This is a genomic window from Luteibacter sp. 9133, from assembly GCF_000800155.1.
Taxonomy (GTDB): Bacteria; Pseudomonadota; Gammaproteobacteria; order Xanthomonadales; family Rhodanobacteraceae; genus Luteibacter; species Luteibacter mycovicinus.
Map to the genome: position 1 here is coordinate 3,870,052 of NZ_JUHO01000001.1, position 19,904 is coordinate 3,889,955.

At 65.7% G+C, this 19,904-nt stretch carries 15 protein-coding genes; 7 read left to right on the plus strand and 8 right to left on the minus strand.

Annotated features, from left to right (window positions below):
- Positions 1–126: 126 nt before the first annotated feature.
- Positions 127–2,427: an NADP-dependent malic enzyme gene (locus FA87_RS16960; RefSeq protein WP_036109889.1), complete on the minus strand. Its 2,301-nt coding sequence runs from the start codon at positions 2,425–2,427 to the stop codon at positions 127–129.
- A gap of 196 nt (positions 2,428–2,623) precedes the next feature.
- Here FA87_RS16960 and FA87_RS16965 point away from each other — a divergent pair, with 196 nt between their 5' ends.
- From FA87_RS16965 to FA87_RS16975, 3 genes are all read left to right on the plus strand, one after another.
- Entirely contained in the window at positions 2,624–4,123 is a 1,500-nt protein-coding gene (locus FA87_RS16965) for a reprolysin-like metallopeptidase (protein WP_043696213.1), read from the plus strand.
- Positions 4,087–4,509, plus strand: a complete 423-nt coding sequence (locus tag FA87_RS16970) for a hypothetical protein (RefSeq protein ID WP_043696216.1) — start codon at positions 4,087–4,089, stop codon at positions 4,507–4,509. Before FA87_RS16965 ends, FA87_RS16970 begins: the two co-directional genes overlap by 37 nt.
- 125 nt (positions 4,510–4,634) lie before the next feature.
- Positions 4,635–6,731, plus strand: a complete 2,097-nt coding sequence (locus tag FA87_RS16975; RefSeq protein ID WP_043696219.1) for a reprolysin-like metallopeptidase — start codon at positions 4,635–4,637, stop codon at positions 6,729–6,731.
- A gap of 10 nt (positions 6,732–6,741) precedes the next feature.
- Here the strand turns inward: FA87_RS16975 and FA87_RS16980 are convergent, their stop codons facing one another.
- The gene (locus FA87_RS16980) at positions 6,742–7,968 is read right to left on the minus strand and encodes a flavohemoglobin expression-modulating QEGLA motif protein (protein ID WP_239709117.1); all 1,227 of its coding nucleotides are present in this window, start codon (positions 7,966–7,968) and stop codon (positions 6,742–6,744) included.
- A gap of 65 nt (positions 7,969–8,033) precedes the next feature.
- A complete protein-coding gene (locus tag FA87_RS16985) occupies positions 8,034–8,780 on the minus strand; it encodes an FAD-binding oxidoreductase (protein WP_043696221.1) in 747 nt (248 codons plus the stop codon).
- A gap of 82 nt (positions 8,781–8,862) precedes the next feature.
- Here FA87_RS16985 and FA87_RS16990 point away from each other — a divergent pair, with 82 nt between their 5' ends.
- The 4 genes from FA87_RS16990 to dbpA all read left to right on the plus strand — a co-directional run bounded on the left by FA87_RS16990 (position 8,863) and on the right by dbpA (position 13,098).
- A complete protein-coding gene (locus FA87_RS16990) occupies positions 8,863–9,795 on the plus strand; it encodes an ABC transporter ATP-binding protein (protein ID WP_043696224.1) in 933 nt (310 codons plus the stop codon).
- Positions 9,792–10,565, plus strand: coding sequence for an ABC transporter permease (locus FA87_RS16995; RefSeq protein ID WP_036109874.1), 774 nt, complete (start codon positions 9,792–9,794; stop codon positions 10,563–10,565). Before FA87_RS16990 ends, FA87_RS16995 begins: the two co-directional genes overlap by 4 nt.
- A 4-nt stretch (positions 10,566–10,569) precedes the next feature.
- Positions 10,570–11,289, plus strand: coding sequence for a pseudouridine synthase (locus FA87_RS17000; RefSeq protein ID WP_036109873.1), 720 nt, complete (start codon positions 10,570–10,572; stop codon positions 11,287–11,289).
- Between the two features lie 432 nt (positions 11,290–11,721).
- Complete coding sequence (dbpA, locus tag FA87_RS17005; RefSeq protein ID WP_036117031.1) at positions 11,722–13,098, plus strand: ATP-dependent RNA helicase DbpA; 1,377 nt, start codon at positions 11,722–11,724, stop codon at positions 13,096–13,098.
- A gap of 8 nt (positions 13,099–13,106) precedes the next feature.
- On the opposite strand, the gene FA87_RS17010 is transcribed toward dbpA, so the two are convergent.
- The 5 genes from FA87_RS17010 to hrpB all read right to left on the minus strand — a co-directional run bounded on the left by FA87_RS17010 (position 13,107) and on the right by hrpB (position 19,901).
- On the minus strand, positions 13,107–13,958 hold the full coding sequence (locus tag FA87_RS17010; protein WP_043696225.1) for a hypothetical protein: 852 nt from the start codon (positions 13,956–13,958) through the stop codon (positions 13,107–13,109).
- Positions 13,955–15,184 (minus strand): hypothetical protein, encoded by a 1,230-nt coding sequence (locus FA87_RS17015; protein WP_156128584.1) that lies wholly within the window; start codon positions 15,182–15,184, stop codon positions 13,955–13,957. Before FA87_RS17015 ends, FA87_RS17010 begins: the two co-directional genes overlap by 4 nt.
- Positions 15,181–15,975, minus strand: a complete 795-nt coding sequence (locus FA87_RS17020) for a hypothetical protein (protein WP_043696229.1) — start codon at positions 15,973–15,975, stop codon at positions 15,181–15,183. The genes FA87_RS17015 and FA87_RS17020 overlap by 4 nt, the downstream gene beginning before the upstream one ends.
- On the minus strand, positions 15,972–17,279 hold the full coding sequence (locus FA87_RS17025; protein WP_156128585.1) for a hypothetical protein: 1,308 nt from the start codon (positions 17,277–17,279) through the stop codon (positions 15,972–15,974). Before FA87_RS17025 ends, FA87_RS17020 begins: the two co-directional genes overlap by 4 nt.
- Before the next feature lie 111 nt (positions 17,280–17,390).
- The gene (gene hrpB / locus FA87_RS17030) at positions 17,391–19,901 is read right to left on the minus strand and encodes an ATP-dependent helicase HrpB (protein WP_043696233.1); all 2,511 of its coding nucleotides are present in this window, start codon (positions 19,899–19,901) and stop codon (positions 17,391–17,393) included.
- Positions 19,902–19,904: the final 3 nt, after the last annotated feature.

Consider the following 19,904-nt stretch of genomic DNA (forward strand, 5'->3'; position numbering starts at 1 on the left):
CTCGCGCTGGCCGCGCGCTCATGGGGTCTGAAGAAGCCCGCGGGTGGCGGGAAAACCTTCACATGATACCGCAACGTATTCGCATACGCGGCGGTATGGGGATTTGCCTCGTGATAAACCCGGCAATCAGTCGTTTACGACCGTCCTGGGCTTACCCGCACGGATCTGCGCCTCGACGCAGGCCACGGAGGTCATGTTGACCACACGGCGGACCGTCGCCTGGGGCGTCAGGATGTGCGCCGGCTTGGCCACGCCCATGAGAATCGGGCCGATGACGACGCCGTCGCACAGGGTGCGGACCATGTTGTAGGCCGTGTTGGCGGCATCCAGGTTCGGGAAGACGAAGACGTTGGCCTTACCTTCGAGCCGCGAGTTCGGGAAGATCCGCTCGCGCAGTTCGGGGTTGAGCGCCACGTCCGCCTGCATCTCACCCTCGACTTCCAGCTTGGGGACGCTCTTGCGGATCAGGCTGAGCGCCTCGCGCATCTTGCGCGAGTTGCGGGTCTCGCGGCTCCCGAAGTTGGAACTGGACAGCAGGGCGATCTTGGGCTGGATACCGAACAGCTTCAGACGGATGGAGGCCTGCAGCGTGGCCTCGGCGATCTGCTCGGCACTGGGATCTTCCTGCACGTAGGTGTCGAGGAAGAAGAACGTGCCTTTCTCCGTCGCCACCGCGGCCATGGCCGAGGCCTCCGAGACGCCCTCGTCCAGGCCGATGATGTCGGCGATGTATTCGAGCTTGCTCTGGTAGGTGCCGACCAGACCGCAGATCATCGCGTCGGCCTCGCCACGCTCGACCATCAGCGCCGCGATGACCGTCGGACGGGAACGCACCACCGCCTTGGCCGACGCGGGAGTGACCCCGCGGCGCTCCATGATCGAGTGGTACAGACGCCAGTAGTCTTCGAAACGCGGATCCGAATGGATGTTGCACATCTCGAAGTCGATGCCGGGTTTCAGACGCAGGCCCGCGCGCGCGATACGCTTTTCGATGACGTCGGGGCGACCGACCAGAATCGGCTTGGCCAGGCCTTCGTCCACCACCGTCTGCACGGCGCGCAGCGTCGTTTCTTCTTCGCCTTCAGCGTAGACGACGCGCTTGGGATCGGCCTTCGCCCGCTCGAACACCGGCTTCATCAGCAGGCCGGTACGGAAGACGAAGCTGGTCAGCGTTTCGATGTACGCCGGGAAGTCTTCGATGGGACGCTCGGCCACGCCGGAATCCATCGCCGCCCTGGCGATCGCCGGCGGCAGCTGAATCAGCAGACGCGGATCGAACGGCTGCGGAATCAGGTATTCGGGACCGAAACTCGGCGGCTTGCCACCGTAGGCGCGCGCACTCACGTCGGACGCTTCGCGACGTGCGAGCTCAGCGATGGCCTTGACGCAGGCCACCTTCATCGGCTCGTTGATGACGGAGGCACCGACGTCGAGCGCGCCGCGGAACAGGTAGGGGAAGCACAGCGCGTTGTTGACCTGGTTCGGATAATCCGAGCGGCCCGTCGCCATGATGCAGTCGGGACGCACGGCCTTGGCGTCTTCCGGCAGGATTTCCGGATTCGGATTGGCCAGCGCGAAGATGATGGGGCGGTCGGCCATCGTGGCGACCATTTCCGGCTTGAGAATACCGCCGGCGGAAAGACCCAGAAAAATATCCGCGCCTTCGACGATCTCGGCCAGCGTGCGCTTGTCCGTGTCACGCGCGTAACGCTGCTTGTCCGGATCCAGATCGGTGCGACCGCTGTGCAGCACGCCGTCACGATCGAAGGCGAGGATGTTTTCGCGCTTGAGGCCCAGCGTCACCAGCATGTCGACGCAGGAAATGCCCGCGGCGCCCATGCCGGTGGTGGCGAGCTTCACGTCTTCGATCTTCTTGCCCGTGACCAGCAGCGCATTGATGACCGCCGCGCCGACGATGATCGCGGTGCCGTGCTGGTCGTCGTGGAACACGGGAATTTTCATCCGCTCGCGCAGCTTGCGCTCGACGATGAAGCACTCCGGTGCCTTGATGTCTTCGAGGTTGATGCCACCGAACGTCGGCTCGAGACTGGCGATGATATCGACCAGCTTGTCCGGATCGGTCTCGTCGATCTCGATGTCGAACACGTCGATCCCGGCGAACTTCTGGAACAGCACGCCCTTGCCTTCCATCACCGGCTTGCTGGCCAGCGCACCGATATTGCCCAGACCGAGCACCGCCGTGCCGTTGGTGATCACCGCCACCAGGTTGGAGCGCGCGGTGAGCTCGGCGGCGGAGGTCGGATTCGCGACGATTTCATCGCAGGCGGCGGCGACACCCGGAGAGTACGCGAGCGAGAGATCTCGCTGCGTGAGCAGTGACGTCGTCGGCGTGACCTTGATCTTGCCGGGGCGCGGAAGACGGTGATATTCGAGAGCGGCTTGCCTCAGTTCCTCGGAGATGGCCATGGAGTCCTGTGGGAGCTTAGGTGGGAAAGTAGCCCGCGATGTTAGCACCGCGACCGCGGTTCTCCCGCGTCGCGGTGTGTTGCATTGCGACATCCAGTGATATGAAAAACCTACATTTCTGCCTTGCGGAATCCGGCAGAACCGGGGCGCCCCGCTCCCTAACGTGGTCGGCCCTTCCCGTCTCCCGGCCGTCCTCATGCGTTTTATCGCTCCCTCGGTTCTCGCGCTTCTTCTCGCCCCGGGCTGGGCCTTCGCTGCCGCGATCACCGTCGACGAAACGGCCCTCCGTCAGCGGCTTCTACGGCTCCCGCTGGCACCGCGCCCCGGCACCGATGTCGTCTTCCCACTGGCGGACGGTCGCGCGCGCGTCTTTCATGTCCGCGATTCCGGCACGTTGCCGCGCGGGCTGGTGAAGCGATTTCCCGGCCTTCGCAGCTTCCGTGGGGAGGATGACGAAGGCCGCACGCTTCGTCTCGACCTCTCCCCGCGCGGTATCCGGGCGAGCGTCCGGTCGGGCAACACGGAGTGGCTCATCCGCCCCGGCGACACGTGGAAGAGGGAGCCGGAAGACTTCCTTGCCCTCGGCAACGCGAGTACACCAGTCGCCGAGACGCGTGGCGCCGCCCAGACGCGGCAGGCACCCACCGAGGCGGTCACGCCCCTGAAACGTCGGCGGAGCGCGCGCCAGGGAGGCATCGTGCGCTACGACTTCCGGCTCGCCGTCGCCGCGAGCAGCCGTTACGTCGCCAGGAACGGCGGTACCGTCGCCAGCGCGCTCGCGGAGATCGTCCATCTGGTCAACCGCGCCAACGAGGTGCTCGAAACCGACCTGGGTGTCCATCTCACCCTGGTGGATCGCAACCATCGCATCGTCGTCGCAAACGCGCGTGGCGACCTGTTCGAAACGCATGAACCCGGCCCGGCGGCCGTCACGCTGATCGACCGGGAAATCGGATCGCGTCACTACGATATCGGCCATGCCTTCAGCACGTTCGAGGGTGGCGACAGTCATGTCGGTACATCGTGCAGCGACGCGCGCGATGCGGACTTCTTCGCCACGCACAAGGCCGCCGCGTGGAGCGGGCATGCGGACCCGGCCGGGTCATCGCATGCCTTCGGTTATTTCATGCACGGCCTCGGACGCCAGCTCGGCGCATGGCCGACCGCCGATGCGTGCCGACGCGCCACACTCGACGACAGCGCCGTGGAACCGGGTGGCGGCAGTACGATCATGGGCTACGCCACGTCGGGCTGCGGCACGGAAGACCACTGGCTCCAGCCGCGCCCGGGCCTGTACTTTCACGCACGAAGCATCGAGCAGATCCAGGCGTGGCTCGGATCGCGCGGCGGGCGTTGCGCCGGGCGACGCCTGACATCCGCCGTCGCACCCTGGATCGATCCCGTGCCGCTGGCCGAAACCACCGTGATTCCGGCGCGTACGCCGTTTACCCTCGACGCCGCCGTGGAAGCGGCATCCCCCGGCGATCGCCTGACCTATACCTGGGAGCAGATGGATGCGGGGACAGGGCAGCGGGGCCGCTCGTCGACGACGGGAAGGGGCCCTTGTTTCGCTCCTTCGCCCCGTCAGCGACGCCGCAACGCACCTTCCCTCGTCTTCCGGTGCTGCTCGGTGACGAGCGGGCGAGTCCGGGAGAAACCTTGCCAACCACATCGCGCGACCTGCATTTCCGCCTGACGGTGCGTGACAACGCCGGCGCGACGGCCACGCTCGCCAGCGCGGACAGGCGGGTGCGGGTCGTGGATACGGGGCGCGCTTTTGCGATGGCGGCACCGGCCGCCGGGATCGTTGCCGTCGCCGGTGGCGCGCTCGACATCCGCTGGGACGTGGCGGGCACCACGGAGAAGCCGATTTCCTGTCACTTCCTGCATGTCGACCTCTCGGTGGATGCCGGCTCGCACTGGCTTGAAACGCCGCTGGCCACGGACGTGCCGAATAACGGCTCGGCGACAGTGCGGCTTCCCACGGAGGTGACGAGCGATGTCGCCCGTCTTCGTCTTCGTTGCGACTGGCGACCTTTTTTCGCGGTATCGCCAGGCCCTTTTGTGATCCGCGCGCCGTGACGCGAAGGCCATCGCTTAGCGGTCTATCGGGATTCCCTTACAGATGTTGACCACGCACGTGTGGCGTCATGGAGCACGTCCACCCACATCGCATCTCGACGCGTCCCCACGCGAAAAGGAATTCCATGTCCCTGTACTCCTCTCCCCGACGCCTCGCACTCTTCACGGCCGTCACTGCGCTGCTATCCGGCCTCCCGGTCGCCTATGCCACTTCTCAGGCGCTCTGGTCGGACGTGACGCGTGCTGGCGCAAGTGCCCGGTCAGCGGCGACGACCAGCTCTCCCGTTCATCAGCGACGTGTCGCACTGCGCGCCGACGGTCTGGCCGCCTTCGGGCAAGCGCGGGCGGTCGGGCGCAGCAGCCAGACCGCGCAGACCATCGAGCTTCCTTTGCCCGTTAGCGGCGCCACTCGCTTCACCCTCGAGGACTCGGGCGTACTGCCCCCCGGACTGGCCGCGCGCTTTCCCGGGCTGCGCAGCATGATCGGTCGCGATGCCGAAGGGCGCACCGCGCGTATCGACATCGATGCGGCCGGCGCGGTGCATGCTCGTGTGACCGATCGCGCCGGCGACTGGATCGTTCGGCCCGAAACGCCGGTAAAACGCGCCCCCGGAGCTCGCTCGCGACATTCCCCGGCCATCCACGTCGTATTCCGGCAAGCGGATGCACCCGCAGGTCCCGCTTTGCGCGAGACAACGCCGCACGGCGGCGGCCTTCCCACCGCCGCGCCGGGAACGCGGGCAGGCAAGGCACGCACCGGCAGCGGCCAGCTCCTGCGAACGTTTCGCATCGCCATGAGCGCCAGCAGCGACTACGTCGCGAAGATGGGCGGCACTGTCGAGGATGGCCTGGCCGGCGTGGCGAAGGTCGTCAACCGGCTGAACGCGATCTACGAGAACGACCTGGGCGTGCATTTCCAGCTGGCGGAGAACAACGACCGACTCATCTTCGCGGATAAGGACACGGACCCTTTCAAAGGTCTCGGGGACGACGACCAGCTCGTCCTGCGCAACGCCGCCGTCGCCGCGCAGACACTGGGCCGCGAGAACTATGACGTCGGCCATCTCGTGCATGCTGTCGCTTCCGGCACCGCGGGACTGGCGGGACGCATCGGCAACACATGTCTTAACGCAACACGCACGATCGACATACGGCCGGGAACGAAAGTCACCGATCAGGACTACGAAGACGGTGGCGCGGATAAGGCGGCAGGCATGACGGGCAGCGCCGATCCCTTCGGTGACACCTTCCATGTGGATTACGTCGCCCATGAGCTGGGCCACCAGTTCGGCGGACAACACACCTTCAACATCGCCGACCCCGGGTCGGATCAGCGTGAGCCCGATGCAGCGGTAGAGCCCGGCGGCGGCTCCACGATCATGGGCTACGCCGGCATCACGTCCGCCAACCTGCAGACGCGCTCGGACGATTACTTCCACGGCCGCAGCATCGGAGAGATCCGCGCGTGGCTGGATTCCGAAGGCGGATCGTGCGCCGCCACCCGCGTCAACCCGATCCGCACCCCGATGGTCGACACCAGCTACCCGTCCTATGTGGCGGTCCCCGCGCGGACACCGTTCGAACTGGCGGGGGCACTGAGCTACGTGCATGCTGGTGCCACACCTACGTACACGTTCGAGCAGATCGACCGCGGCCGCGCTCAGACCACGGCCGAACTCACGGATACCGGCAACGGACCGCTGTTCCGGTCGCGACGCCCCACTGCCAGCGGAAGCCAGACCTTCCCGGCGACCGGGGTGCTGCTTGGCAAGGAGCCGATCGGTCGCGGCGACACCTTCCCCATCCGCGATCGCACGCTGAACTTCCGGCTCACCGCACGCGACAACCTCGACCAGCTGGCGCACGTCGTCAGCCGCGATATCACGGTCGACGTCGTCGACACGGGCGCCGCATTCGAGGTCGTCGCTCCCCGGAAAAGCGCAACGCTCAGCCGCGGCAAGACGATCGCCGTGAAATGGCGCGTCGCCGGCACCGACAAGCCCCCGCTTTCCTGCACGAGTGTGGACGTCAGGCTATCCGTGGACGGCGGCGAAAGCTGGCTCGAAGAGAACCTGCTCACCGGTGTGAGGAACAGCGGAACGGCGCGCTTCACCATCCCCGGGACCGTCGCGCCAACGATGCGCGGTCGACTGTCGGTTGCCTGTAGCGACACGAGCACGCCCTTCTTCGCCCTGTCGCCCGGCGACTTCCGTATCCGTTGATCGACGCCGTTCAGAGGCCGAGCGAAATTTCCTCGGCCTCGACGCCCGCCATGTGGATGTGATTCACGAACAGCGAGAACGCCAGCTTCCCCGCCAGCCCATGCACGTGCTGCATCCACGGCGGGAGATAGCGCGGGGCCGCGATATCGCCGCTCGCGAAGTGCGCTTCGAGGCTCATGACGTCGTGCAGTGCCAGTTTGCCGGCGAAGAGGTTGCGCAGCAGGTCGAGGCGGCGCTGCCGCAACGCCCAGCGAAAAAAGGTGTGCACCGCGAGCAGCCCGGTCAGGTAGACGTTGTCCTTCGCAAACGCCGAGCCGCCGCTGAGCGGCACGCCACGAAAGACTCGCTGCGCCGAGTGGAAACTGTCGGCGACGTTCTGCCCGCACTCACGGAAGTACCGGAACACCTCGACGAAATCGGCACCGTTCAGGGCCATGTCGATCGCCAGGATGCGCAGGCTGATTCGCTTCAGCCGCGAGATATCGATGGCGCCGGACATCAGCTCGGCGAACACCGCCAGGCCCTCCTGCGTCGCGGTGACACGTGGCGACGTGCGCGCCAGCGATGCCAGGACCGGCTGCTCGCGACCATTCAACGCGGTGAGCGAATGGACGAAGGCCTCATGGGCCAGCAACTGGTGACGATCGTATTCGGTAAAACGGATACCACCGCGCAAACGGATGCGGGTCGCGCCGGCCGCCGCCTTCGCGGTCAGCTCCGGATCCACCTCGACGGAGATAGTGCCTGGCGAGAAGAACGCGTCCAGCTGGGAGGCCATGTCGCGGCGCAGCTCTTCCGCCGGGATGTTGCCGGTGGCGTCTTCGGTTTCCAGATCCGCGCCCAGTTCGTCCGCCAGGTCCACGAAATAGCGGGCGGCATCCAGGTTGCTGCGGTTGCTGCCGGGTATGGCATCGCCAGGGCGACCGTAAAGCGCGACGGATGCCTGCGTGACGCCGTCGGTGCCGGCGGACTCGAGCATCTGCGTGGCGATCCGCCACGACTCTGCCGTGCGCCGCAGGTAGTCGGCGATCGGATGATCCTCGGACGCTTCGGCCTCGATCGCTTCCAGCTCGGCGCGCGTGTCGCCCAGTCGCGGCGGGTGGTACGCGATGGTCGGGATCGAGAGCCGTCCGGCGCCAAACTCCGCGATCAGGCGTTCTTCGACCGAGGCGGGCCAGGAGACCGTGGGCAGGATACGGATGGCGCGGACGGCAGCGAGCAGGCGCTGGTCGAGCATCGCGTACCGCCGCATCTCGGCAGAGAGGTCAGACGGGGCGGCGTAGGCGTGCATGGGGGGCGAGTTTAGCGCGAGGAGATGTATTTCTCCCGGCGAATATGCTGGACGGGCAGACCATGGTCTTTCAGTGCCGAAAACGCGGCATCGACCATGTTGGGATTGCCGCAGAGGTAGGCGATATCCCCCTCGGCGCTGGGCTCCAGCTCCGCCAGCATGTCCTGAACGTAACCCAGGCGGTCGTGCGGACGCGGGCTGGGACGGGCGCCGCGGGACAGGCAGGCGTGAAAGGTGAAGCCCTCATGCTTGCGCGCGAAGGCCTCGAACTCCTCGCCGTAGAGCAGTTCACCCTCGTTGCGGGCGCCGTAAAGCAGCACGAAACGGCAGCCGCGACTGGCGATCAGGGCCTCGATCTGCGGCAGCATGGCCCGGTACGGGGTCACGCCGGTGCCCGTGGCGATCAGGATGTAACGCGCGTTCCGGTCGCCGTCCATCAGGCAGAAGCGGCCGTAAGGGCCGCTCGCATCCACGGTCTGGCCGTGTTCCAGGTCGCCCAGCAGCTTCGTCGCCGCCCCGCCCTCGACATAGCTTACGGCGATCTCGATCCGCTGAACCGGGCCGCTGCCGTCACCCACGCTGCCGACCGAGTAGCTGCGCTTGGTCGCCTTGCCGTCGTCGTAGTGGAAGTGGACCTGCAGGAACTGGCCCGGGACAAAGGCCAGCGGCTGACCGTCCACCCGCTCGAACGACAGGTGCCGGACCGAGGGGGCAAGCATGAAGCTGTCGGTCAGACGGAGCTCGAATTGTTCGGCCATGGAAAGTCTCTGTTGACGCCAGGGAACGAGGGGACCCGGCAAAGCCCGGTATAATAGGCGGCTTGTCATCCCGGCGCAGCCCATGACCATCCCCGCTCTGCACGTCACGAATCTCCGGAAAACCTACGGCAACGGCGTGGAGGCCCTCAAGGGCATCTCCCTGACCGTCCAGCCGGGGGATTTCTTCGCCCTGCTCGGCCCCAACGGCGCCGGCAAATCCACCCTCATCGGCATCCTGTCTTCCCTGGTCAACTCGACCTCGGGCGACGCCGAGATCTTCGGGGTATCGATCCACAAGCACCGCAGCGACGCGATGCGCCTGATCGGCCTGGTTCCCCAGGAGATCAACTTCAACCAGTTCGAGAAGCCCTTCGACATCTGCGTGAACCAGGCCGGTTTCTATGGCGTCGGCCGGGCGGAAGCCCGGGCCCGCGCCGAGAAGTACCTGAAGGAGCTGCGCCTGTGGGACAAGGCGCACCTGCAGGCGCGTACCCTGTCCGGCGGCATGAAGCGCCGCCTCATGATCGCCCGCGCGATGATGAACGAGCCCAAGCTGCTGATCCTCGACGAACCGACGGCCGGCGTCGATATCGAGATCCGGCGCTCGATGTGGCAGTTCGTCTCGGGCATCAACGAGGCCGGCACGACGGTGATCCTCACCACGCATTACCTCGAGGAAGCGGAACAGCTCTGCCGCAACATCGCCATCATCGACCAGGGCCGCATCGTCCAGAACACGTCGATGAAGAGCCTCCTCGCCACCCTCGACGTCGAGACCTTCGTGCTCGACGTGGCCAGCGTGCCGGCCAATCTGCCGACCCCGGCCGGCGTGGTGCTGCGCGCGCTGGACGACCACACTATCGAAGCCGAGATGTCCCGCTCGCACGACCTCAACTCCCTGTTCGCCACGCTTTCCGGCCACGGCGTCACCGTGACCTCGATGCGCAACAAGTCCAACCGGCTGGAGGAACTCTTCGTCCGACTGGTCGAGCACGGCCGGGAGAACGCGGCATGAGCGCCTCCACCAACCTCGTCGCCCTGGGCACCCTCGTCCGTCGCGAGATCATGCGCATCATGCGTATCTGGACGCAGACGCTGATTCCGCCGGCCATCACGATGACGCTGTACTTCGTCATCTTCGGCAAGCTGATCGGCAGCCGCATCGGTGAGATGCATGGTTTCACGTACATGCAGTACATCGTGCCGGGTCTGGTCATGATGAGCATCATCACCAACAGCTACGGCAACATCTCGTCATCCTTCTTCGGCGCCAAGTTCGGCCGGTACGTGGAAGAGATGCTGGTGTCGCCGATGCCCAACTGGGTGATCCTGCTCGGCTACGTCATCGGCGCCGTCGTGCGTGGCGTGGTCGTCGGCGCACTGGTGCTGCTGATCGCGCTGTTCTTCACCGACCTGCACGTGTCCCATCCGATCATCACCTTCCTGTCGGTCGTACTGGGTGCCACGGTGTTTTCGCTGGCCGGCTTCGTCAATGCCGTATTCGCGAAGAAGTTCGACGACATCGCGCTGGTCCCGACCTTCGTGCTCACCCCGCTGACCTACCTGGGCGGCGTGTTCTACTCGGTCGACCTGCTCGGCCAGCCGTGGCGCTCGATCTCGCTGGTCAACCCGATCCTGTACATGGTCAACGCGTTCCGCTTCGGCGTGCTCGGCGTCAGCGACGTGCCCATCGTCACGGCGTTCATCGTGATGATCGTCTTCGTAGTAGGCCTGTCGGCCGTGGCACTGCGCCTGCTCAGCCGCGGCGTCGGAATGCGTTCGTAAGCCGATGCGCGTCAACAAGTACATCAGCGAGGCGGGACTCTGCTCGCGACGCGAGGCCGACGAGCTGCTCATCGCCGGCCGCGTTACGATCAACGACGAAGTCGTGAGCACGGGCGCCAAGGCGCTCGACGGCGACGTGGTCAAGGTCGATGGCGAGGTGGTGGTCGCGCGCACGCTGATCGCAAGCCCGTCCAGAAGCCGCGGCGTGTACATCGCACTGAACAAGCCGGTCGGTATCACCTGCACGACGGACCAGACCGTCGACGGCAACATCGTCGACTTCGTCGACCATCCGCAGCGCATCTTTCCGATCGGTCGGCTGGACAAGGACTCCGAAGGCCTCATCCTGATGACCAGCAACGGGGACATCGTCAACGAGATCCTGCGTGCGGAGAACAACCACGAGAAGGAATACCTCGTGGCGGTGAACAAGTCGGTGACCGATGAGTTTCTGCGCGGCATGGCCAGGGGCGTGCGCATCCATGGGCAGATGACCCGGCCGTGCAAGGTGAGGAAGATCGCGAAGTTCGGTTTCGCCATCATCCTCACGCAGGGTCTGAACCGGCAGATCCGCCTGATGGCCGCCGAGTTCGGCTACCGGGTGACCCAGCTGCGGCGCGTGCGCGTCGTCAACGTGAAGCTGGGGCACCTGAAGCCCGGCCAGTGGCGGAACCTGACCGAGGCCGAACTGAAGGGCCTCCTGCCCTCGCGGACCCAATGGTAGGTAGTTTCGCCTACGACGCATCAGCAATGACATCCGTGCAGGTGTGATCCCTCGTGGTGGACGCATACGCGGTGAAATCGGCGGCGCTACGTGCGGCTCCTGTGAGGATGCCATGCGCAAACTGTCGGACGAATACGGCATCGAGGTCAGGGTCAGCCACATGTTCGGCTCCACGGGTGAGCCGCTACTGGCCCGTGACGTGCTGGACAGCGCGCGCCGCCCAGATTCGCCGCGACCTGAGTCCGCGCGCTCTCGACCGGACGTTCAAGGGCTTTTCGTGGCGGCGGCGGTCGTTTCGCCTGGGTCCACCGCGCCTGCCCCGGGTCTCGGAGGGTTCGTCCACGGAAGACAACACCGTCTCTGCGGAACCGTCCGCCGCGCCCGGATGCTGACAGGGAGGGCTACCGGGGGACGATGTGCGATCATGCCGCCATGGATACCTTTGCTTCCCTGCCCCTAAAGCCCGCCCTGCTCTCCGCCATCGACGGCCTCGGCTACACGTCGATGACGCCGATCCAGCGGGACAGCCTGCCGCCGATTCTGGAGGGCCGCGACGTCATCGCCCAGGCCCGCACCGGTAGTGGCAAGACGGCGGCGTTCGGGCTGGGGCTGCTACAGCAGCTCGACCCCGACGAAATCCGCCTGCAGGCACTCGTGCTGTGCCCCACCCGTGAACTGGCCGACCAGGTCAGCAAGGCGCTGCGACGGCTGGCCGTGAACATCCCGAACGTGAAGCTGCTGACACTCTGCGGTGGCATGCCGCTCGGCCCGCAGCTGGCGTCGCTGGAACACGATCCGCACATCGTCGTCGGCACGCCCGGCCGGGTGCAGGAACACCTCAAACGCGAGAGCCTGCACGGTGGCGGCATCAAGATGCTGGTGCTGGACGAGGCGGACCGGATGCTCGACATGGGCTTCGAGGAAGCCATCGACGACATCGTCAAGCGCATTTCGAAGCACCACCAGACCCTGCTGTTCTCCGCCACGTATCCGGATGACATCCGCACGATGAGCGGACGCGTCCAGCGCGACCCCGTCACGGTCACCGCTGACGAGCCGCACGACGTCCCGACCATCGAGCAACGCGTGGTCGAGGTCGAGCCCGCGCAGAAAGCCGACGTGCTTGCGCGCATCCTGTCGCACGAAAAACCCGATGCCACCCTGGTCTTCTGCAACATGCGCAAGGACACCGAGAGTCTGGCCGCTGAGCTCGACCGGCGTGGCTTCACGGCGCTCGCCCTGCACGGCGATCTCGAACAACGCGATCGCGACGAAGTGCTGGTGCGCTTCGCCAACCACAGCTGCTCGATCCTCGTGGCGACCGACGTCGCCGCGCGAGGACTCGACATCGCCGCGCTGCCGCTGGTGGTGAGCTACGACATCGCGCACGACGTGGATACGCACACGCATCGGATCGGGCGCACCGGTCGCGCCGGTGCCAACGGCATGGCCATCTCGCTGGCGAGCTCCCGCGAGTTGCCTAAGATCAAGGCGATCGAAGAGCGTCTCGGCGGCACGATCCCGCGGCATCCGGCCCGCGCGCAACCCGAAGGGAAGAAAGTCCTCAACCTCGCACCGATGAAGACCCTGGTCATCGACGGTGGCCGCAAAGACAAGATGCGGCCCGGTGACATCCTCGGTGCGCTGACCGGCGACGCGGGCCTGGACGGCAAGGACATCGGCAAGATCGACGTATTTGCGACGCGCGCATACGTGGCGATCCGACGGGATCTTGCCAACCGGGCGCTCGAGCGCTTGCGCGCCGGGAAGATCAAGGGGCGCACGTTTCGCGTACGCCCCCTGGGTTGACGGCTCGCTCAGTCGGCCACCTCGCCATCCCCCGGCGTGTCGATGCATGCGACTCCAACCCGGGCATCCGGCGACTCGGCCGACTGGTTCAACAGGTTCAGCTGCCCCCCATTGACCGCCACCTCAATGGACGTCAGATGCTGGTGCCGGAGACGGTCGAACGCCGTATATGCCGCGCTGCCAAAACCGAGAAACGAGACCCTCACGGTGATGTTACGGCGGTCCGACAGTGCCTGTAGTGCCGCTTCGCAAGACGCACAAGGCTCCTGACTCGAGAACCCATAGAGCTGACCTCCCGCCGGAACGCGACCCGCCAGAATGTCGCGCTCGATGCGCTGGGCGACCTTCAGCTCCGCGTCGCGCTTACGCTGCTGCGGAAAGTTGTCGCCGGGAACGGGAGACACGGTCACCGTACTCGTGTTGGGCCGTGCATCGTGCCAGGCGACGATGTCGGCGCCCTGATGCGTGAAGAAACTCCGGTAGGACCTGGGCGCACGAACGCCGGCCATTCCCGTGTTCGGCTCGTTATGCCCCGAGCGTGCGTGATACACGCGCTGCATCGACCGGCCGTTGACTGTGTACTCGTAGGTGAAACTGACGAAAGTGGCCGTCGCGAACTGCCGCGAGAATGCCGCGAACTGAGCGGTGCTGGGTGTGCCGCCGTCGAGCACCGTTACATACCATTCCTGAGCCGGTCGTATGTGCGTCTGGAACGATGCGAGGATTCGTGCGTTGACGCTGCCCGTACCTACCGCGTCTACGCGACGTTTCAATACGGGTCCCGCTACGGACCAGGCCGACGCGAACAGCAAGCCGATGGCAAGAAGATAAGCCCCAAAAAGCCCGTAACGATGTTTCATGGCAGGGACCTCCGGCAGATGAGCAGGTTGGCTCGTTCGACGAGACGGTAGAAGGTGATGTCGTGACTGCCCGAGGCGTCCCCAGCGAGCGCCATCTGTGCCTCGACGACCTCGACATGGTTCGACCAGTCCAGCGCCTGGTTCGTGTACGCGCCCGCCCAGGCGGGACGGACGTCGGCAAAGGTGTCGATCAGGCGCGCCGCGACGTCGAAGCGGGAGAATGCTTCGGGCGCCTGCGCCAACTGGTGTGCGCGAGCGGCGCGATACCATCGATAGACGGCCCGGTCGGTTGCGTCGGTAAAGCAGATGGGGCGCGACAAGTCCTCGGGATTGTCGCCCGATGTCGTCGGATCTCGCTGCCCGTCGGCCAGACACGCCGTATAGAGGGGCGGTTGCGACGCGCGATAGGCGGCCGCCACCCGGGCGATGCGCAGGGGAGTCGGCAGTTCCCGCTGAGGTACCGCATTCGAGCCTTCGGCATTTGCCCGGCCCGCATTCCATAGCGACAGTTCCAGACGCAGGACATCCGCGAGGTAGGCGAGATCGGCGTCCGGAATATCCGCGAGATTATCGGCAGCCTCGAACCGTCCAAGCGCATGCGCGTTGACGCCCAACATGCCGTGGTCGTCGACCGGTGTGGTGTCGACCCAATGCCGGAGCACTTCCAAAGCCACGGCCATCTCCGCCGTGATCATGGAGAGCTCCGTGCCGCTGAGCTTGTATGCAAGATCGAAGTAACGCCGCCGCACACCCGCTTTTTCCAGGTTGGCGGAAACCAGGGGATGATGTGCGGTGATCGGAAGTCGTTGCGGATACCCGGGAAGGACCTGATATCCGATGAGCGCCTTATCGAAGCCCAGGTCCCATGCGATCTTTCGTCCGCTGGAAACATCGGCGGGGAAGACATCGGGGCGTGGCGGCTCGCCGGCGATCCTGGAGAAGAGATGCGGATGCAGGTCGCTGTATATGGAGCCCGGGTCCTTCAGATACTCGCTACGCCAGGCGACATCCGCCTGGAGAGGATGAAAGTCGCCGAGGCTCTGCGCGTCCATCCTGGCGAGCGAGTGAAACGTCCACGCCTGAAACGCGTCACCGAGTGACGGGGGCGAGTGGAATCGCTCCGCCGTTGGCGTAGCGACGGCATGGGCGGACGCCAGCAGCAAAAAGACGATCGTCCTCCCGTGGTAACGATGAACGCGCCGCGGTGCTTTGAGGTGTCGTTTCATTCGGCGACCTCCACCTGCGACGTTCGCATACACGTCGGCACTGGCAACGCCCCGGAAGAAGCAGCATACGGGCGGTTCAACGAAGTGCCATTCAGCGCTGCATAAATCGACTCGATATACTGCTTGCGAAAGTTCTGAAAGCGTCGATGAGCGGAACCACCCTCGACGTAATGAGTGACTCTGACCGATATCCCCCATCTGTCCGAGAGCATGCGCAAGGCGCTTTCGCAGGCCCCGCAAGGGGCTGCGCTGCTGAATCCGCGCAATGTTCCGCCCGAAGACACCAGACCGTCACGAATATCGCGCTCGATCTGGCGGGCGATCTTACGCTCGGCATCGCGGCCCGCAGGAAGTCTCTCGCGGTTCCACACTACCGTGTCTGCGGACACACGGGAAAAGTACGACGCGTAGGGCGCGGCGCGTCGTGAAGAAGGCAGGGCACGCCACGGGTTATTGGCGCCGGAACGACCATGGTAGACGTGCGTCATGGCGTTTCCGTCCCGGTTGTATTCGTAGGTAAAACTGACGATGCGATCGGTCTCCAGCGACTGGCCAAAGCGATCGAACGTTTCGCGAGCCACGGGTCGCCCATGAAAGGCATCGACGTACCATTTCCGGGCCGCATCGGCGTGCGCGTCGAAAGACGCCAGGAGCCTGGCCATGACACCCGACCTGAGAAAGTCATCCTTGAGCGGCTCTTTGATCACTTCCGCCGCTCCGGACGAATCAGCCAGGGAAACCAAAGCAACAAACAAGCCGCCGATGGCGAGTTTTCGTCGACGAAAGGTCATGGCTCACGACTCCGGCAGATGCGCTGATTGGCGCGGGTTGTCATGCGCAGAAAACCGGCCTCATCGGACGCCATTGAGCCAAGCGTCTGAGTCGCGACCAGTTGCGCCTCGATGATTTCGGCGTGGACCGCCCAGTCAGCCGCCTCGTCGGCATAGGCGCCGGCCCAGACAGGACGAACATCAGCGAAGTGGGCGATCAATCGCGCAGCCTGGTCGAAATGGGCAAAGTCGTCGGGCGACGCCGCAAGCTCGGTGGCACGCCTTGCCCGATACCAGCGGTACACGGCACGATCCGTTGCATCCAGAAAGCAGATGGGCCGATCGAGTCGTTCCGGTGTGAGGCCCGCTTGCCCCGGATCATGACTACCGTCGGTATGGCATGCGGAATAACCGGGTCGGCTGCCATGCCAGGCTGCCGCGGTTCGCGCCACGCGTAGTGGCGTCGGAATGGCGATGGCGCCATTGATGTCACCCGGGGGAACGCCCAGTTGGGCCACTGTGAGTTCCATTCGCAGGATGTCTGCCAGGTAGGAAAGGTCTTGTTCGGTGAGATCGGCCAGCGTGGTCGCGGACCAGAAGTGCGCGAGCGTGGCCCGGCGAATGCCGTACCGCTCCGGATCATCCATCGAGTCCGACCATCGGCTGAGCGTTGCGATGGAGAGCGCCAGCTGTGCGCCGAGCGTCGACAGTTCGGCGCCACTCAAGGCCATCGCCTTTTCGAGTATGTCCGGCCCGATATCCGCCTTGAACAGGTTGAAGCGCGCGTTATCGTCAAACGGTTCGACGTGATACCAGCCAAACGGCTGCGAGGTGACCTTGCGCATATCGGTGGGCAGCGCCTTATACAGCCCGAGATTCCAGGCGATCATTCGATTGACACCGGCGTCGGTCGGGAAGGATCCAGACTCATCACTCTGCACCCGGGGACTCCGGGGCCAGACAAGGGTTGGATGCAAGCCCGTACCTTCGCTATAAGCCAACCCCTCGCGCGGGTTTCCTGTCCGGGGGATGTACTCGTTCGCCGCCAGAGCGACGGGAGCGGCGAGGTCGCTGTAGATCGAGTCGGGCGTCTCGAGGTATTCACTACGCCAGACTTCATCGGAGTGAAACGGAGATCTCGTTGTCGGACCGCCCTGCCCCGCGCGTTTCAATGAAAGCAGGGTCCACCGGGCGTGATGATCGCCGCGGATGAATTCCTCGTGGATGAGCCCCTGACTTCGGGCATCCGCGACGGACGCCGCCAACAGCGCAAGCAGAGGTACGCAGGCTTTCGCCGCTGTGACGACCTTCATGGTCGAGCGCATAAATGACCTCCTTGGTAGAGGCGGTCATTCCATCGATTTTCGTGCGAACGGACCATCGGGCGAGCCCGCGGAAACGTGTAGGCACGACGGTGCAACCAACCCGGTTGGGAACTACGTACCCCGCGGCTTCGCCCGGTGCGTCGCCGTGGCCGTCCACGGATCATCCGGCCACGGATGGCGGGGATACCGGCCCTTCAGTTCTTTCTTCACTTCCGGATACGTACGATTCCAGAAGCCCGCCAGATCCTGCGTCACCTGGATAGGTCGGCCTGCTGGCGAAAGCAGATGAAGCATCACGGCGATACGCCCATCGCCAACGCGCGGCGTGTCGGCAAGGCCGAACAGCTCCTGCAGCTTGACCGCGAGCACGGGCGGAGCGCCAGGCTCGTCATCGCGTTCACCGTATTCCAGTCGCCGCGTCATGCCGCTGGGGACTTTCAGTTCTTCCGGTGCATGTGCGTCAAGCGCGCGGCGTTGTTCGTAGTCGAGCATCGCGCCGAGCGCCTCCGACAGTTCCGTCGCCTGGAGCGCATCCAGACGGCGCTTGCCGGAGAGATACGGTGACAGCCAGGTATCCATCGAAGCCAGCAAGGCGTCGTCGTCGACGTCGGGCAGACCCAGCTCGGGTCGCCATACGCGCAAGGCACCGATACGTGCACGAAGGCGGCGCGCGGCGTCGCTCCACGGCAGGGAGGAGATACCTCGCGAGCGTATCGCGGCGAGCAGTGCGGGGATGGCATCGTCGGCACGCATCGGCAGGGGCTTACGCGATATCGGCAATGCGTCGAAGCGGCGCTCCTCGAACGCTTCGGCGATCTGCCGCGTATCGTCCCAGCGCAGCACACGCTCGGTGACGAAGCGTCCGGCATGGTCGCGCTCGAGAACGTCGGGGTCGAACGGCGCGCCTGCGTAGATCAGGCTGTCACGCGCTTCGAGCCGCAGGTCGAGGACGACGATCCATGGTTCGCCGTGCAGCGCACTGTTCTCGTGCAGTCGTGCGCCGCGCCCGTTGGCAAGGAGGTAGCGTGACGCCTGCGACTCCTCTCTCCGGGCGACCCGGTCGGGAAAGGCATGCACGAGCAGATCGCCGACCGTATGCGTGTCGGGCACACCACTGGCCGCGGTACGCACGTCGAGCCGTCGGCGCCAACCCGAGGCCGCCTTCTCGATCGCTGCCAGCGCACCGATATCCGCCGAGCCGGCGCGCGCACCCCGCGCGCCCGCATCGCGCCACAGGTGCAGGGCCGCGACACGGTGACGGAAATCGTCGCTGCGAGCCTGCTCGCCGCGCAACGGCGAGCGCGCTTCCACCAGGGCGAGCAGATCGGCCACCAGCGACCGCAACGCCGTGGGCGCGCGCAAGGCCGCCGCGGCGAGCCGGGGCGTGGCTCCAAGGGCCAGCATGTCGCGCCCGAGCCGCGTCATCGCCGACGCGTCATCGAGCGCGCCAAGCCGCCGAAGAAGGTCGCGGGCCTGACTCATGGCCCCCACCGGCGGCGCATCCAGCCACGGCAAGGCGTCGCTGCCCCATCCGGCAAGCTCAAGCGCCAGGCCGGACAATTCCGTATGTTCGATCTCGGCCGAGCGCGAGGGCTCGAGTCGGCGACTCTGCGGCCATAGCCGGTAAGCGGTGCCTTCGGCTACGCGACCGGCGCGACCCGCGCGCTGGTCGGCCGATGCCTGCGAAATGTTGACCGTCTCCAGGCGGGCGAAGCCGGAGTTCGGATCGAAGCGGGGCTCGCGCGCGAGACCGGCATCCACGACCGCGCGGATACCCGGCAGCGTGACGCTCGATTCGGCGACGTTCGTCGCGAGCACAACGCGGCGTGTGCCGGCATCCGCGGGCGTCAGGGCCAGCTGCTGCTCCGCGAGCGAAAGCTCACCATGCAGGGCGACCACTTCGACGTGTTCGTCGCGCCGCTCGATCAGGCCCCGGGCTCGCTCGATCTCGCGACGGCCCGGGAGAAACGCGAGCACGTCGCCATCATTCTCCGCGAGCGCCTGCATCACGGCGCGTGCGAGGTGCTGCTCCGTCGTCTCCTGCGCGCGTGCGGCGACGTGCTCGATACGGACAGGAAAACTCCGGCCCGGGCTGCTGATCCTCGGCGCATCGAACCATTGCGCGATCCGCTCGCCGTCCAGCGTGGCCGACATCACCATCAGGCGCAGATCCGGACGAAGACCGGCCTGCACATCCAGGGCGAGCGCCGCGCCGAGGTCGCCCGCCAGATGACGCTCGTGGAATTCGTCGAACAGAATGGCGCCGATGCCGTCGAGCGAGGGATCGTCCTGAATCATGCGACTGAGGATGCCCTCGGTCACCACTTCGATCCGCGTCCGGGGGCCGGTACGGGACTCGAAGCGGATCCGGTATCCGACGGTACCGCCCACGTCTTCGCCCAGCTGGGCCGCCATGAACGATGCCGCCGCGCGCGCCGCGATACGGCGCGGCTCGAGCATGATAATGCGCTGCCCCGCCAGCCATGGCGCGTGCAGCAGCGCAAGGGGCACCTGCGTGGTCTTACCGGCGCCGGGAGGCGCCTCGAGCACGAGCCGGGGCCGCCGATCGAGCGAGGCGACGATCTCGGGCAGCAGCGGCGAAATGGGAAACGAGGAAGTCATGCG